At 50.5% G+C, this 15,820-nt stretch carries 16 protein-coding genes; all 16 read left to right on the top strand.

The features are described 5' to 3' along the window. Positions 1–265 precede the first annotated feature (265 nt). The 16 genes from fabZ (at position 266) to iscX (ending at position 15,690) form a co-directional block, all read left to right on the top strand. Positions 266–703: a 3-hydroxyacyl-ACP dehydratase FabZ gene (fabZ, locus tag AB4875_RS13070; RefSeq protein ID WP_368377084.1), complete on the top strand. Its 438-nt coding sequence runs from the start codon at positions 266–268 to the stop codon at positions 701–703. Further along, positions 700–1,503: an acyl-ACP--UDP-N-acetylglucosamine O-acyltransferase gene (gene lpxA / locus AB4875_RS13065; RefSeq protein WP_368376495.1), complete on the top strand. Its 804-nt coding sequence runs from the start codon at positions 700–702 to the stop codon at positions 1,501–1,503. The genes fabZ and lpxA overlap by 4 nt, the downstream gene beginning before the upstream one ends. 34 nt (positions 1,504–1,537) lie before the next feature. Continuing rightward, positions 1,538–2,689: a lipid-A-disaccharide synthase gene (gene lpxB / locus AB4875_RS13060; protein WP_368376494.1), complete on the top strand. Its 1,152-nt coding sequence runs from the start codon at positions 1,538–1,540 to the stop codon at positions 2,687–2,689. Then, positions 2,682–3,293, top strand: a complete 612-nt coding sequence (gene rnhB / locus AB4875_RS13055) for a ribonuclease HII (protein ID WP_368376493.1) — start codon at positions 2,682–2,684, stop codon at positions 3,291–3,293. Before lpxB ends, rnhB begins: the two co-directional genes overlap by 8 nt. After that, the gene (dnaE, locus tag AB4875_RS13050; protein ID WP_368376492.1) at positions 3,290–6,772 is read left to right on the top strand and encodes a DNA polymerase III subunit alpha; all 3,483 of its coding nucleotides are present in this window, start codon (positions 3,290–3,292) and stop codon (positions 6,770–6,772) included. The genes rnhB and dnaE overlap by 4 nt, the downstream gene beginning before the upstream one ends. Positions 6,773–6,857: 85 nt before the next feature. Next, positions 6,858–7,808, top strand: coding sequence for an acetyl-CoA carboxylase carboxyltransferase subunit alpha (locus tag AB4875_RS13045; protein WP_368376491.1), 951 nt, complete (start codon positions 6,858–6,860; stop codon positions 7,806–7,808). A gap of 54 nt (positions 7,809–7,862) precedes the next feature. Continuing rightward, a complete protein-coding gene (gene tilS, locus AB4875_RS13040) occupies positions 7,863–9,194 on the top strand; it encodes a tRNA lysidine(34) synthetase TilS (RefSeq protein ID WP_368376490.1) in 1,332 nt (443 codons plus the stop codon). Between the two features lie 52 nt (positions 9,195–9,246). Beyond that, positions 9,247–10,056 (top strand): tRNA (cytosine(32)/uridine(32)-2'-O)-methyltransferase TrmJ, encoded by an 810-nt coding sequence (gene trmJ / locus AB4875_RS13035; RefSeq protein WP_368376489.1) that lies wholly within the window; start codon positions 9,247–9,249, stop codon positions 10,054–10,056. A gap of 109 nt (positions 10,057–10,165) precedes the next feature. Further along, positions 10,166–10,642: a Fe-S cluster assembly transcription factor gene (locus AB4875_RS13030; protein ID WP_368376488.1), complete on the top strand. Its 477-nt coding sequence runs from the start codon at positions 10,166–10,168 to the stop codon at positions 10,640–10,642. Between the two features lie 40 nt (positions 10,643–10,682). Continuing rightward, a complete protein-coding gene (locus tag AB4875_RS13025; protein ID WP_368376487.1) occupies positions 10,683–11,897 on the top strand; it encodes an IscS subfamily cysteine desulfurase in 1,215 nt (404 codons plus the stop codon). 26 nt (positions 11,898–11,923) lie between these two features. Beyond that, positions 11,924–12,310 (top strand): Fe-S cluster assembly scaffold IscU, encoded by a 387-nt coding sequence (gene iscU, locus AB4875_RS13020; RefSeq protein WP_368376486.1) that lies wholly within the window; start codon positions 11,924–11,926, stop codon positions 12,308–12,310. A gap of 20 nt (positions 12,311–12,330) precedes the next feature. After that, positions 12,331–12,654: an iron-sulfur cluster assembly protein IscA gene (gene iscA / locus AB4875_RS13015; protein WP_368376485.1), complete on the top strand. Its 324-nt coding sequence runs from the start codon at positions 12,331–12,333 to the stop codon at positions 12,652–12,654. Between the two features lie 26 nt (positions 12,655–12,680). After that, positions 12,681–13,220 (top strand): Fe-S protein assembly co-chaperone HscB, encoded by a 540-nt coding sequence (hscB, locus tag AB4875_RS13010; RefSeq protein ID WP_368376484.1) that lies wholly within the window; start codon positions 12,681–12,683, stop codon positions 13,218–13,220. A 38-nt stretch (positions 13,221–13,258) separates the two neighbouring features. Continuing rightward, positions 13,259–15,115, top strand: coding sequence for a Fe-S protein assembly chaperone HscA (gene hscA, locus AB4875_RS13005; RefSeq protein WP_368376483.1), 1,857 nt, complete (start codon positions 13,259–13,261; stop codon positions 15,113–15,115). A 10-nt stretch (positions 15,116–15,125) separates the two neighbouring features. Continuing rightward, complete coding sequence (fdx, locus tag AB4875_RS13000; RefSeq protein WP_368376482.1) at positions 15,126–15,464, top strand: ISC system 2Fe-2S type ferredoxin; 339 nt, start codon at positions 15,126–15,128, stop codon at positions 15,462–15,464. A gap of 25 nt (positions 15,465–15,489) precedes the next feature. After that, positions 15,490–15,690, top strand: a complete 201-nt coding sequence (iscX, locus tag AB4875_RS12995) for a Fe-S cluster assembly protein IscX (protein WP_368376480.1) — start codon at positions 15,490–15,492, stop codon at positions 15,688–15,690. The last annotated feature ends 130 nt before the right edge of the window (positions 15,691–15,820 follow it).

Below are 15,820 nucleotides of genomic sequence, written 5' to 3'. Positions count from 1 at the left end.
GCAGCAATAGTTTTACTGAACGAGGGTAGTGCATCTACTGGTCGTGGACAGTGCTCATATTGCAAGTGTTGTAGACGTTTTTAATGCGGTGTCGGCTTGGATTGCTAAGTTGATTGTGTAGTCTGGGTTTTACTCAGGGACGTTCGCAGCGACTGAATTTGCTGTGCGACAAAAAACCGCTGCGCGGTTTAGTGAGCTTTATTTACGTTTGGCTCTTTCAGAAAAGCGATTAAAGAATAATCACGAGGGTGAAGGCTGAGACATGCTGATGGACATTAATGAAATAAAGGAATACCTGCCGCAACGTTTTCCGTTCTTGTTGGTTGATCGAGTGTTGGAGTTAACACTCGGAGAATCTATCGTTGCTATAAAGAACGTGACCGGAAATGAAGACTTTTTTAACGGCCATTTTCCGGATTTACCGATTATGCCGGGTGTGTTGATCATTGAGGCAATGGCTCAGGCCGCAGGTATTTTGGGCTTTAAAACACTGGATAAAAGACCTTCAGAAGGGTCGATCTATATGTTTGCCGGGGTAGATAAGGCGCGTTTTAAACGTCAAGTAGTACCTGGCGATCAGTTGGTGTTAAAAGCGCAGTATGTATCCGATAGTAGAGGGCTGTGGAAGTTCAATTGCCAGGCATTTGTTGACGATAAACTGGCCTGTTCGGCAACCATTTTGTGCATTGATCGGCAGCGTTGATAGTGACAGATAATATTCATCCATCCGCAGTAGTTGATCCCCGCGCGATTATTGACCCCAGCGCGGTACTCGCCGCGGGTGTAAAAGTGGGCCCCTGGACAATAGTGGGTGCAGGCGTAGAGATCGGCGAAGGTTCTGATATTCGCTCTCATGTTGTGCTGATGGGGCCAACAAAAATTGGTAAGAATAATCGCATCTACCAGTTTTCGACTATTGGTGATGATACCCCTGACTTGAAGTATAAGGGTGAAGCCACGGAGCTAATTATCGGCGACGATAATGTGATTCGCGAAGGCGTCACTATTCACCGCGGTACGATTCAAGATCGCGGTAAGACCATTATAGGTAATAAGAATTTACTGATGGCTTATGTGCATGTCGGTCATGATTCAGTGATCGGAGACAACTGTATTCTCGTTAATAATGCAGCGCTGGCCGGTCATGTGGTTGTTGGCGATTGGGCTATCTTAAGCGGCTTCACACTTGTTCATCAGTTTTGTCATATTGGTGCCCACAGTTTTGCCGGGTTTGGTTGCGGGATTAGTAAAGATGTCCCCGCCTATGTGACCGTGAGTGGTACACCCGCGCAAGCAAAGACCATCAATAGTGAAGGCTTAAAGCGTCGCGGGTTTACTGCGGACGCTATTGCGGCCATTCGCCGCGCTTATAAAATTATTTATCGTCAGAACAAAACGGTAGAAGAAGCCTTAATGGCGTTAGCACCTATTTCTGCTGAGTTCCCCGAAGTGCAATTGTTGGTAGATTCATTGAAACAATCTCAACGCGGCATTGTGCGTTAATTCGCACCATCCGGCCGCGATAAATGGCTATATTATGACTGTATTGCGAATCGGTATTATTGCTGGAGAAGCCTCTGGTGATATTTTGGGCGCTGATTTAATTCGCGCAATTAAGCAACGTCACCCCAGTGCCATCTTTGAAGGTGTGGGTGGCCCGCTGATGATCGAGCAGGGCTGCCGGAGTCTGTGCGATATGGACCGCTTGTCGGTGATGGGTCTTGTTGAGCCGCTGAAGCGGCTGCCTGAGTTGCTGCGTCTGCGGCGCTTATTAAAGGCGCATTTTTTGACCTGGCAGCCTGCTATTGTTATCGGTATTGATTCCCCTGATTTTAATCTAAATATTGAACTGTATCTGCGTCAGCGTGGTATGAAAACACTGCACTATGTCAGTCCATCGGTATGGGCTTGGCGACAGGGGCGGGTGAAGAAAATCGCTAAGGCGGTAGATCATATGCTTACCCTGTTTCCCTTTGAAGAGCAGTTCTATCAAGAACACGGTGTTCCGGTGACCTGTGTGGGCCACCCCTTGGCAGATCAGATTCCACTGCATGATCAGCGTGCAGAGGCCAGAACAGAACTTGATGTTGAGGATGGTCATCCGGTGCTAGCGATTTTGCCCGGAAGCCGCAGTGGGGAGGTCGCCCAGCTTATCGAGCCCTTTCTAAATGCGGCGCAATGGTTGCGGTCTGCGCAGCCAAATATTGAATTTTTAATTCCGGCCGCCAATGTGGAGCGCAAGCAGCAGATATTGCAGGCGGTGGCGACACTTTCTAGGGACTTACCAGTGCGCGTGGTGCTTGGCCAGTCTCGCACCGTGATGGCGGCGTCGGATGTGGTGTTAATGGCGTCCGGTACTACCAGTCTTGAAGCCTTACTTCTGCAGAGGCCGATGGTGGTCGCTTATCGATTTGGTAAATGGTCTTACCAAATATTTTCTCGCCTGGTGAAGACGCCGTTCTTCTCGCTACCTAATTTATTAGCGCAGCGAGCATTGGTGCCTGAGTTATTGCAAGATGAGGTGTGTGCAGAGGTGATTGGTCCGCTATTATTAGAGCAGCTAAATAATGCGAATCACCGCGACACCTTGGTAGCCGAATTCCAAATTATTCACCGGCAGTTAGCGCGTGGAGCTAGCGAGCGCGCTGCTGACATTGTGCTGCAATGCGCCGGAGTCGAGGATGTCTGAGATTGATGACTTATTTGCCGAGTTTGATGTTCCGCTATTAACCGCAGGTGTTGACGAGGTGGGGCGGGGGCCCTTGTGCGGTGACGTTGTGACGGCCGCCGTTATTCTGGATCCTCAAAAACCTATTTCCGGTTTGAATGATTCTAAAAAATTGACAGAAAAACGCCGCGAAGCACTTTTTATCGAAATAAAAGAGAAGGCCCTGAGTTATTGCATTGCCAGAGCGTCGGTGGCCGAAATCGACGAGCTGAATATATTACAGGCAAGTCTATTGGCCATGCATCGCGCCGTCGCTGGTTTGGCAGTGCAACCCGAATTTGTGTTGGTAGATGGTAATCGTCTGCCAAATTGGCCCTACCGCGCCCAAGCGGTAGTCAAAGGTGACAGCCGAGTGCCTGCTATCGCCGCTGCGTCGATTTTGGCAAAAGTAATCCGCGACCGCGAAATGGCTGAAATGGATGTTTTATATCCAGGCTATGGCATGGCGGGTCACAAAGGGTATCCAACCAAGGTCCATTTGGCGGCTTTGAGATCCCTAGGTGTTACGCCAATTCATCGGCGTAGTTATGCTCCAGTCCGGGCTATCTTAGAGGCTGAGCAATGATTGCAGATCAATTCGTTCACCTGCGTGTGCATTCCGAATATTCAATCGTCGATGGCTTAATACGCGTTAAGGCTTTGGCGAAGCGGGTCGCCGATCTTAATATGCCGGCGGTTGCATTGACTGATCTCAATAATTTTTACGCGCTGATCAAATTTCAAAAGGCGGCGACCGGCGCAGGTATTAAGCCGATTTTCGGCAGTGACCTGTTAGTGCGTGACGACGATGATCCCGATCAGACGAGTGTGCTGTGCTTACTAGCGCAAAACCAAACGGGCTACCGCAATCTTACAGAACTAATATCGCGCGCTTATTTAGAGGGCCAGTATCAGGGTCGGGCTTACGTTAATCGCAGCTGGGTGGAGCAGGCAAGTGAGGGGCTTATTGCCTTGTCTGGCGGCCGTGAGGGCGATGTGGGTCAATTGCTGATGGCAGGTAAACCACAGGCAGCGGCTGCTAGTCTCGCTCGTTGGCTCGGCGTTTTTCCAGATCGCTTCTATATTGAATTGCAGCGAACCGGTCGGCAGTACGAAGATGAGTATCTGCATGCGGCTGTTGCCTTGGCGGAACAGGCCGACTGTCCGGTGGTGGCCACCAATGATGTCCGGTTTCTAGATTCCGATGAGTTTGATGCTCATGAGGCGCGGGTTTGTATTCGCGATGGTCGAGTCTTGGATGATCCGCGCCGGCCGCGAAATTACAGCGAGCAACAATGCTTGCGCAGCGCCGAAGAGATGCAGGCCTTATTTGCTGATATTCCTGAGGCCTTGCAGAATAGCGTTGAAATAGCCAAGCGGTGTAATTTAACTATTCAACTCGGTACTTATTATCTTCCCGAATACCCCATTCCAGCGGGCCAAACCCAGGAAGAGTTTTTCCGTGAGCTATGTCATAACGGCCTGGACGAGCGCTTGGACTTTCTTTTTGATAGCAACTCGCCTGAGTTTGTCGATCATCAAAAAGAATATCGAGATCGTCTCGATTTTGAACTCAACGTTATTCTGCAAATGGGGTTTCCGGGTTACTTCCTGATCGTTATGGATTTCATCCAGTGGGCCAAAGATCATGACATTCCTGTGGGTCCTGGTCGGGGTTCCGGTGCGGGATCACTGGTAGCCTATGCCTTAAAGATTACTGATCTTGACCCTATTCAATATGACTTACTGTTCGAACGATTTTTGAACCCTGAGCGGGTATCGATGCCCGATTTCGATGTCGATTTTTGTATGGACGGTCGCGACCGGGTTATCAATTATGTCGCCGACAATTATGGTCGCGACGCGGTTAGTCAAATTATTACCTTTGGTACGATGGCTGCAAAAGCTGTGGTGCGTGATGTTGCGAGGGTGCAGGGCAAGCCCTATGGTCTTGCTGATAAACTTTCAAAAATGATTCCATTTGAAGTTGGGATGACACTTACCAAGGCCCATGAACAAGAAGAAGTCTTGCGTGAGTTTTTGGTAAACGACGAAGCCGCCCAAGAAATTTGGGACATGGCAGTGCAATTAGAAGGTGTGGTGCGCGGCGTGGGTAAACACGCAGGCGGGGTGGTGATTGCGCCATCGAAGCTGACGGATTTCGCTCCCCTGTATTGCGATGATGCCGGCGGTGGTCTGGTAACCCAGTTTGATAAAAACGATGTCGAAGACGCGGGTCTCGTTAAGTTTGATTTCTTGGGTTTACGAACCCTGACAATTATCGATTGGGCGCTCAAAATTATAAATGCTCAGCGCGCTCAAGTAGATGAAGCCGCCCTGGACATCATGGCGATTCCTTTGCAGGATAGGGCTACCTTTGAACTGTTAAAACGGGCCGAAACCACCGCGGTATTCCAGTTGGAATCTCGGGGTATGAAAGACCTGATTAAGCGCTTACTGCCAGATTGCTTTGAAGATATTATCGCTCTTGTGGCCCTGTTCCGTCCGGGACCTCTGCAGTCAGGGATGGTTGATGACTTTATTAACCGCAAGCATGGGCGGGCAGAGGTAGCCTATCCGCATCCCCAATATCAACATGATTGTTTGAAGCCGGTTTTGGGGCCGACCTACGGTATTATTTTGTACCAAGAGCAGGTAATGCAGATTGCCCAGGAAATGGGTGGCTACACTCTTGGTGGTGCTGACCTATTGCGTCGCGCCATGGGTAAGAAAAAGCCCGAGGAGATGGAAAAACAGCGGGTCTTATTTCAGGCTGGTGCGGTTGAAAAAGGCTTTCAGGAAGAGCTCGCGTCTAACATCTTTGACTTGATGGAGAAATTCGCCGGCTACGGTTTTAACAAATCGCACTCTGCTGCATACGCCTTAGTTTCCTATCAAACCGCCTGGTTGAAGACCCATTATCCGGCGCCATTTATGGCCGCGGTAATGAGTTCGGAATTGGATAATACCGATAAGATCGTTATTTTTATCGAAGAATGTCGGGAAATGAAACTGGACTATAAACTGCCTTCGGTAAATGAAGGTGAGTATATGTTCACGGTTAACGATCGCGGTCAGATCGTTTACGGGCTGGGCGCGATTAAAGGTTTGGGCGAAGGCCCAGTTGAGAATATGATAGCGGCGCGCAATGCGGGCGGGCCATTTGTAAACTTGTTTGAATTTTGTGAGCGCACTGATCCGCGAAAGGTAAATAAGAGAGCGATAGACGCGCTGATTCGCTCGGGTGCTTTTGACGACTGGGGTGAAGATCGCGCCATCTTGATGGCGGCCATGCCTGAGGCTGTAAAAGGGGCCGAGCAGTCAGCTAAGAATACCGACAGCGGTATGACTGACTTGTTTGGCGAGACCTTAGCCGTCGTCAGCCGCGATGTATATGCACCCTTTCAAGACGTGCGTCGCTGGACGAGTAAGGAGCGCTTGCTGGGTGAGAAGGAAACCCTTGGACTTTATGTTACCGGGCACCCTATCGACGACTACGAAGCTGAGCTACGACGTTTCGTGCCAAAAAAGATTGTGGATCTAAACCCGGAAAAGCATCCGCAAACCATTGCCGGCTTAGTGATGAGTACGCGGACCATGAGAAATAAGCGCGGTGATACCATGGCCTTTGTGTTATTGGATGATCGCACCGCTCGCATCGAAGTTGCCTTGTTCAGCGACGCGTATGACGCCTGCCGTGAGAAGCTGGTGAAGGATACCGTGATCGTCGTTGAGGGTGTCTGTAGCAATGATGAGTATAGCGGTGGCAAAAAGATGCGCGTTAAGGCGGTGCGAAGTATCGCTGAGGCAAGGGATCAGAGCGCCAAAGAATTGCAGATTTCGGTTTCCGCTGACAGCTTGGGAAATGAAGGTCTTGATCGCCTGAAAGGGGCTTTAAATGTGGCCAGAGGTGGTCGTTGCCCGGTAGTTATCCATTACCGTCGCCCAGAGGGCGAAGGTCGTATTTGTCTGGGTGACAATTGGCGAATCCTGCCAAATGATGAGTTATTACTGCGATTGCGTGACGAGTGTGGCGCAAATAACGTGGTGATCAATTACGATTAACGTATAATCTAACGTCTGAGTGGGCCCATTTATCGGCATGAAATGTGGTCGTTTCCTGAATTTGACAAGCGAATAAAGTAGAGCAATGAATCCGAACTATCTTGATTTTGAACAACCGATTGCTGAGCTGGAAGCCAAAATCGAAGAGCTACAGCTAGTCGGAAGCGACAACGACCTCAATATCACTGAAGAAATCGCCAAGCTGCGTGAGAAAAGTAGCAAGCTGACGGAAAAGATTTTCTCAAATCTGACTCCGTGGAATGTGGTCAAGATCGCTCGTCACCCAATGCGGCCCTACACGCTTGACTATATTCGTCGTATTTTTACCGACTTCGACGAGTTGCACGGCGATCGTCATTTTGGTGATGATTCCGCGATAGTGGCCGGTATTGGTAAGCTTAACGGCATGCCGGTAATGGTGATTGGTCAGGAAAAAGGCCGCGGTGTCACTGAGAAAGTAAAACGCAATTTTGGCATGCCTAAACCCGAGGGTTATCGCAAAGCCCTGCGTTTGATGGAGCTGGCAGAGCGTTATCACTTACCAATTGTCACTTTAATTGACACCCCGGGCGCATACCCAGGTATCGACAGTGAAGAGCGCGGCATCAGTGAGGCGATTGCACAAAACCTTGCGGTGATGTCACGCCTCAAAACACCGATAGTCTGCGTTGTGATTGGTGAGGGGAGTTCCGGTGGAGCCCTGGGTATCGGTGTTGGTGATCATATTGCGATGCTGCAATATTCAACCTACTTTGTTATTTCGCCAGAAGGCTGCGCCAATATTATTTGGAAGAGCTCAGAGTTTGCGCCAGATGCGGCAGAGGCGATGGGTTTGACCTCTACCATTCTTCAAGAGCTGGGTATTGTGGACGCCACTATTCCCGAGCCACGTGGTGGCGCGCACCGCGATATTGATCTGAGTGCGGCGCGGGTGCGTGATCATATTGCGACCGAAATTACCCGATTGCAGGGCTTGTCAGAAAAAGAACTGCTTGATACGCGCTACGAGCGTTTAATGTCTTACGGTGTTAGCTAAGCTTTGTTAGGCTAAGTCCTGCCTGCAATGCGTTCGTCTGGGCGCGGAGCTTATATGACTGAACTACTGTCCCCTATTTCAGCAACGCTGGCCCCTTACTTGGCTTGTCAGCGTTGGTATATTGCCTATAGTGGCGGTCTAGACTCCCATGTCTTGCTTCATCTTGCCTGGCGATTGCGGCAGGAAGCCTTGCGTGCTGGCAAGCCCTTTCCAGAACTTTGTGCCATCCATGTTAATCATCAATTGCAGGCAGACTCACCCCATTGGGCTGCTCACTGTACAAGCACGTGCAATGAATATGGGATTGCCATCGACGTTCGAGCGGTCAGTATTGAGGGGCGCAGGCAGGGCGTAGAAAGTCTTGCTAGGGCGGCCCGTTATAAAGTGTTTGAAGATATCGTCGATGAGCGCAGTGTGCTGTTAATAGCGCATCACCAAGATGATCAAGCGGAAACATTTTTACTGCGCTTGATGCGCGGTGCCGGTGCGGCCGGTTTAGCGGCAATGCCGGTAAGCCGACCACTGGGGCGAGCTACGCTGTTTAGGCCGCTGTTAAATATGGCGCGCTCACAACTTGAAGCTTACGCGGCTGAGCACTGTCTTGAATTTATCGATGACCCCAGCAACCGCGACCCGCACTACCGGCGTAATTTTCTTCGTCATCGTGTGATGCCAGTACTGGCAGAGGTCTGGCCGGCTTACCGACATAGCATTGCTCGCGCCGCGGAGTTGCAGGCTGAAACGAACAATTTATTGAGCGCCTATCTCAGCACTGATGTGACCACGATTAGTGATGCTGACGGTAGCTTAGATCTTAAGGCCTTGATGAAGTTTGATGCTTTGCGGCAGCGAGCGGTGCTGCGTCATTATGTTCTTCAGCATCTTGGGATTCGTTTAGATAAGGCTCAAAGTGAAGAGCTTGTGGGACAGTTTTTGCACTCTAGTCCCGATAGTCAGCCGGTATTCGAGCTAAATAATGGTATGACCATTCGAGCGTTTCGCGGGCGTCTTTCCTGTGAGCGAGATCCAGTGGGATACGTTTTCGATCGCGGTCTTGTGCAGGACTGGGATGGCCAGCAAGTCTGTTTGATAAGGGGCTTGGGGCGCCTTAGTGCTGAGGCTGGTGGTAAGTTTCTGCCCCGCGGCAAAATGACGGTACGTTTCCGTAGTGGTGGCGAGCGCTGCCGCATAGCAGGCCATGAGCACAGTAGGCCGCTAAAGAAGCTACTCCAGGAGTGGGATGTGCCGCCATGGAAGCGGGATGTTCTGCCTTTAATATATTGCGATGATGAAATAGCAGCAATTGCGGATATCGCGGTTTGTGAGGGTTTTCAGGCTGGCGCTGGTGAGACCGGACTGAGCCTACGTTGGCTTTTGAGTCGCTGACCTGTACGAAAGCTTCTGTTAGAATGCGCGGCTTCTCACAAGAGCCGTGATTATGAGTCCGCAGAATTTGAACCCGCAAGAGACTTCCGCTAGTCCGCTAGATAATGTTCGTGTCGTGCTGGTGAACACTTCCCACCCCGGTAACATTGGCGCAGTGGCGCGGGCGATGAAGAATATGTGCTTATCGCAGCTGTATTTAGTCGAGCCTCAGAGATATCCCCATGATGAAGCAATCTGGCGTGCCGCTAGCGCGGGTGACATCTTGGAGTCGGCGATAGTCTGCGAAACCTTGGCTGACGCCATAGCTGGTTGCCAGTTGGTTATCGGTACCAGTGCCCGCGAGCGCACGGTGCCATGGCCGATGTTAGACCCTCGCAACTGCATGGAGCGGGCCTATCAAGAAGCCGCAGTAGATCATCAGGTCGCTGTGGTGTTTGGGCGGGAAGACCGGGGTTTAACCAATGAAGAATTGCAGCGCTGCAATTTGCATGTCCATATTCCAGCCAACCCTGATTACAGTTCGCTAAATATTGCGATGGCTGTTCAAGTCTTGAGCTATGAGTTGCGGATGGCCCACCTCAGCGGCGAGTTGAGTAGCAATGATATGGCGGAGTGGGATGTGCCTGTTGCGGGCGCGGATGATCTAGATCGCTACTTGGTGCATCTTGAAGAAACCTTGCGCGAGATTAATTTTTTGCGGCCAGAGGCGCCTAAAAAACTGATGACCAGACTGCGTCGCCTGTATCAGCGTACTCGCTTAGATGAGATGGAAGTGAACATTCTGCGGGGTATTCTCACCTCTACTCAATACTGGGTGCGCAAGGCAAAAATGAAGGATGATGACGGCAGTAACGGAGCCTAATCGGCGCTCGCAATTGCTTGTTTAAGTCCTACTAAAACCATCGGGTATATAGTTGACTGTTTTGCTAGGTTATTGCATAATTGGGCCGTAGAAAAATGTAGGTGAGTTTATGCGACTAACGACAAAAGGCCGCTACGCAGTGACAGCCATGTTGGACTTGGCGCTGTACGGTGACCGCGGCCCCATCAGCTTAGCTGATGTGTCGGGGCGACAAGATATATCGCTCTCGTATTTGGAGCAGCTGTTTGCCAAGTTGCGTCGCAAAGATTTAGTGTTTAGTACGCGCGGTCCCGGCGGCGGCTATCGTTTAAGTAGGCCCAGCGAGACAATTTTTGTTGCTGAGATTATTGACGCAGTCGATGAGCGAGTAGATGCCACCGGTTGTGCAGGGAAAAGTGACTGTCAAGACGGTGAAACGTGTCTGACACACAATTTGTGGTCGGATCTCAGCGATCAGATCCATCACTTTTTAAGTGACATCAGTTTAGCTAGTTTAGTTGATCGACGTGATGTTCAAAACGTGTCGGCGCGCCAAATACAGCGGGCGCGCAATACCCAGTCGATTACTTTAACAGCGTTAGATTAGTTTACCCCCCGACTGTGATCGGGAATCTGGAGATAAGTGTATGCAATTGCCGATTTACTTGGATTACTCCGCGACGACGCCCGTTGATCCCCGGGTTGCAGAAAAAATGATGGCCTGCCTGACCACCGATGGTGTGTTTGGTAATCCGGCATCACGCTCTCATATGTTTGGCTGGAAAGCGGAGGAGGCGGTAGAGAACGCACGCCGCCAGGTTGCCGATCTATTGAATGCGGATCCTCGGGAGATTGTTTGGACTTCTGGTGCTACCGAGTCAAATAATCTTGCTATTAAAGGTGCCGCGCACTTTTATAGTAAAAAAGGTAAGCACATAATTACCTCGAAAATTGAGCACAAAGCGGTCTTGGATGCGTGTCGCCAGCTAGAGCGTGAAGGCTTTGAAGTGACATATCTCGACCCGACAGATAAAGGTCTTATTACGCCAGAAGCGGTTGCTGCTGCGCTTCGCGAAGATACCGTTGTAGTTAGTATCATGCACGCCAATAATGAGATCGGCACTATTAGTGACATCGCCGGAATCGGCGAAGTGTGCCGCGCCAATGGGGTGGTGTTTCATGTTGATGCTGCGCAAACCTCGGGTAAGATCCCTATCGACATGGAGACAATGAAAATCGATCTATTGTCGATGTGTGCGCATAAAATGTACGGTCCCAAAGGGGTTGGCGTTCTGTACGTTCGCCGTAAACCGCGTATACGGTTAGAGGCACAAATGCATGGCGGTGGACACGAGCGCGGCATGCGTTCAGGTACTTTGCCAACGCATCAAATTGTCGGAATGGGCGAAGCCTGTGAAATTGGCCGCAAAGAAATGGCGCAGGATGCAGTGCATGCCTTGGCCTTGCGCAATCAGTTTTGGGATGGCTTGAAAGATATTGAGCAAGTTCACATCAATGGTGATGCTGAAAAGCGCCTGCCGGGCAATTTGAATGTCAGCTTAGCGTTTGTAGAAGGCGAATCGTTGATTATGTCTCTCAAAGATTTGGCGGTGTCATCAGGGTCAGCCTGTACATCGGCTAGCTTGGAGCCTTCGTATGTATTGCGTGCACTTGGCCTTAATGATGAATTAGCACACAGCTCACTGCGTTTTTCCTTCGGGCGATTCACAACAGCTGAAGAAGTAGATTACGCGATCAAGCAGGTTCGCGGCGCAGTTGACAAATTGCGAGAGTTGTCGCCTTTGTGGGATATGTACAAAGACGGCGTGGATTTAGACAGTATTGAATGGGCGGCTCATTAAGCTGTTCAGCGCGAGAGGACGATATCATGGCATATAGCGAAAAAGTATTAGATCACTACGAGAATCCGCGCAACGTCGGTAAGTTCGACGACAGTGCCGATGAAATTGGCACTGGTATGGTTGGTGCACCAGCCTGCGGCGATGTAATGCGTCTACAAATCAAGGTGAATGAGCAGGGCATTATTGAAGATGCCAAGTTCAAAACCTACGGTTGCGGCTCTGCCATCGCGTCTAGTTCGTTGCTCACTGAGTGGGTGAAGGGCAAAACGCTAGAAGAAGCAGAGCACATTAAAAATACCGAGATCGCTCAAGAGTTGGCTTTGCCACCAGTGAAAATTCACTGTTCGGTATTGGCAGAAGATGCGATCAAAGCAGCGGTATCAGATTACCGCAAGAAAAGAGCTGCGTCCTGAATCGCAGCAGGAGAGGATAGATGCCAATTTCAGTAAGTAGTGCAGCGGCAAGTCATATAAAGCGACAGATGCTTGGTCGTGGCCGCGGCTTAGGTATTCGTATTGGAGTGCGCACATCAGGCTGCTCCGGTATGGCCTATGTGCTGGAGTTTGTCGACGAATCGCAGGCTGAAGATCAGGTTTTTGAACGTGATGGAGCCTCAGTCTATATCGACCCAAAGAGCATGGTGTATCTTGATGGCACCGAATTAGACTTCGTGAAAGAAGGGCTAAACGAAGGTCTGAAATTTAATAACCCCAATGTGTCGGCTGAATGTGGCTGCGGTGAGAGTTTCACCGTCTAGCGGCCTTGCCGGCCGGCCATAACACTATGTCAGAATTTAATCCGCGGGAAAATTACTTCGCTCTGCTGGCTGTGCCGCAGAGCTACGAAGTCAATCAGACTGATTTAACCCGTCGTTATCGAGAGCTTCAGCGCGAAGCTCACCCAGACCGCTTTGCCGGGGCGAGTGAGCGAGAGCACCTGCGCGCAGTTCAATCCTCGTCACAAATCAATGAAGCTTATGAAACCTTGGTTTCACCGACGCGCCGCGCCGCGTATTTGCTTAAGTTGGCAGGTGTCGATAGCGATATGTCGTCCACTACGTTTCAAGATCCTGAGTTTCTGATGCAGCAGATGCAGCTTCGCGAGGAGCTTTCTGAACTGCAGGATGCTAAAGACCCGGAGTCCGCACTGGATAAGTTTTACAGCGACCTTGAAGCTGCTGCAAACCAGCAAAAATCGATATTTTCGACTAATTACACGCAGCAGCAATTCGACCTGGCGTTGGCAAGTTATGCCAAGCTGCAGTTTTTAGAAAAACTGCGCAGCGAAGCCGAATTAAAAGAGAGTGAATTGCTGGATTATTGAAATAGGCGAGCTGATCGCCAGGAGCCCAAACAACCTCTATGTTGATGCAAATTTCAGAGCCAGGACAAACCCCCGAGCCGCACCAGCGCAAATTGGCGGTAGGGATTGACCTCGGTACCACGAATTCCTTGGTTGCCACTGTTCGCAATGGCAGTGCGCAAACACTGGCGGATATCGATGGCAGCCATTTATTGCCATCGGCAGTGCATTACGGTGAAGACGCCCGGATCGATATCGGTGAGAAAGCCCTTGCGGGTGCGAGTGCCGATCCTCGCAATACCTTGTTGTCGATTAAGCGCTTAATGGGGCGCTCCTATGCTGATGTGACCAGCGCCGACGGGGTGATTATGTCGCCCTACGAACTGCTTGATTTGGGCCAAGATATGGTCAAGATTCGCACCCGTGCGGGCGATTTATCTCCGGTGCAGGTGTCGTCAGAAATATTGAAGTCCTTGGGCCGCCGTGCCGAAGAGACTCTGGGCGGTGAGTTAACTGGGGTGGTGATTACGGTACCGGCTTATTTTGATGATGCTCAGCGTCAGGCGACTAAAGATGCCGCCAAGATTGCCGGCTTAAACGTATTGCGACTATTAAATGAGCCTACTGCGGCGGCGGTTGCTTACGGCCTAGATCAACAAGATGAGGTTGCGATAGCGGTATTCGATTTGGGTGGCGGCACGTTTGACGTTTCTGTGCTGCAGCTAACCAAAGGGGTGTTCGAAGTACTTTCTACGGGAGGGGACTCTGCACTTGGTGGTGATGATTTTGATCATGCGCTGGCGCAGTGGTTTGTGGCCGAAAATAATATGACAAGCTTGGATATGTTCCAGCAGCGCAGCCTGCTAACGGCAGCTCGTCAGGCCAAAGAAGCGCTCTCTGATGCTACTGAGGTGCAGCTGAACTTGGGCGATATCAGTTCAACGCTGAGTCGGCAGCAGTTTAACGAGCTAATTGATCCTCTGATTGACAAGGCAATTCGAGCCTGTAAGCGTGCTTTGCGCGACGCCAAATTGCGTAGTAATGAGATCCATAACGTAGTTATGGTGGGCGGCTCGACTCGGGTCCCTCGTGTTCGTGAGCGTGTGACTGAGTGGTTTGGGCGTGAGCCTTTGGTGGATTTAGACCCCGATAAAGTGGTTGCCCTGGGCGCGGCCTTGCAGGCTGATCAATTGGTGGGCAATCGCAGCGGCGATGAAATGCTGCTATTGGACGTCATACCCCTGTCGCTGGGGATTGAAACTATGGGTGGCCTAACAGAGAAAATTATCCATCGTAATACCACTATCCCAGTGGCAATGGCGCAGGAATTTACTACTTTTAAAGATGGCCAAACGGGCATGGTCATACATGCGGTGCAAGGTGAGCGTGAATTGGTTGAAGACTGCCGGTCTTTGGCGCGCTTTGAGTTGCAGGGAATTCCTCCCATGGTGGCTGGCGCGGCGCGGATTAAAGTGACGTTTCAGGTTGATGCTGACGGTCTCTTGCGGGTTAGCGCGCGTGAGGAGAGTACGGGGTCAGAAAGTCGTATTGAAGTGAAGCCAGCCTATGGTCTGAGTGATACCGATATAGCCGAAATGCTTCAGCAATCATGGGCCTCAGCGATTGACGACAAGGAGGCGAGAGCCTTGCGCGAACAGCAGGTAGAGGCCGAGGCGCTGCTGCAGGCGCTGTCTGCGGCGCTGCTTAAAGATGGTGAGGCTATGCTTAGCGAGAGCGAACAGAAGGACTTGTTGGCTAAGATGGAAGTTTTACACCAGGAGCGCGAAAATGGCTCGGTTGCTAGCATTGCCAAGCATATAGAAATTGTCGGCAAGGGCAGCGAAGTCTTTGCCGAGCGTCGTATGGACGCCAGTATTAACCACGCACTCGCCGGTCGGCGAGTCGATGAAATTTAAGGAAGCCTGAATGCCACGTATTGTAGTATTACCTCATGAAGCGCTGTGTCCAGACGGTGAAGTGTTGGACGCGGCGTCAGGAGAGACAGTATGCGATGTCATGCTTGCTAATGGCATTGATATTGAACATGCCTGTGAAAAATCCTGCGCTTGTACCACCTGCCATATTATCGTTCGCGAAGGCTTTCCATCCTTGGGCGAGGCCGATGAGCTTGAAGAAGATATGCTTGATAAGGCCTGGGGTTTAGAGCCCGAGTCCCGTTTGAGCTGCCAGGCAGTGGTAGGCGACGCAGATTTAGTCGTCGAAGTGCCACGCTATACTATTAATATGGTCTCTGAGCGCCATTAACCCGTAAAATTAAGGTGGGCCGAAAATGAGTTTAAAATGGACCGACGTACTGGATATTGGTATTGAACTTGCCGAAAAATTCCCCGAAACCGACCCAGTTCATATCAACTTTGTGGATTTGCGAGACAAAGTGATGAATTTAGACGATTTTGATGATGACCCAAAGCGTTGCGGTGAAAAGATTCTCGAGGCTATTCAGGCTGCGTGGATAGAAGAGCAGGATTGATATAGATATTTTTCAGTGTCTAGCCGCCAAGGATACCTAGCGGTCGCGCTAAATATGGGTATTTGTAGGCACCTGCTTTACGCTTTCTGGACGCTTTTGTGAAACACCGGCCAGAACCTACTGTCTTACA

This window comes from Zhongshania sp. R06B22 (genome assembly GCF_040892595.1).
GTDB lineage: Bacteria > Pseudomonadota > Gammaproteobacteria > Pseudomonadales > Spongiibacteraceae > Spongiibacter > Spongiibacter arctica.
This window is presented reverse-complemented; position numbering and strand designations above follow the sequence as displayed.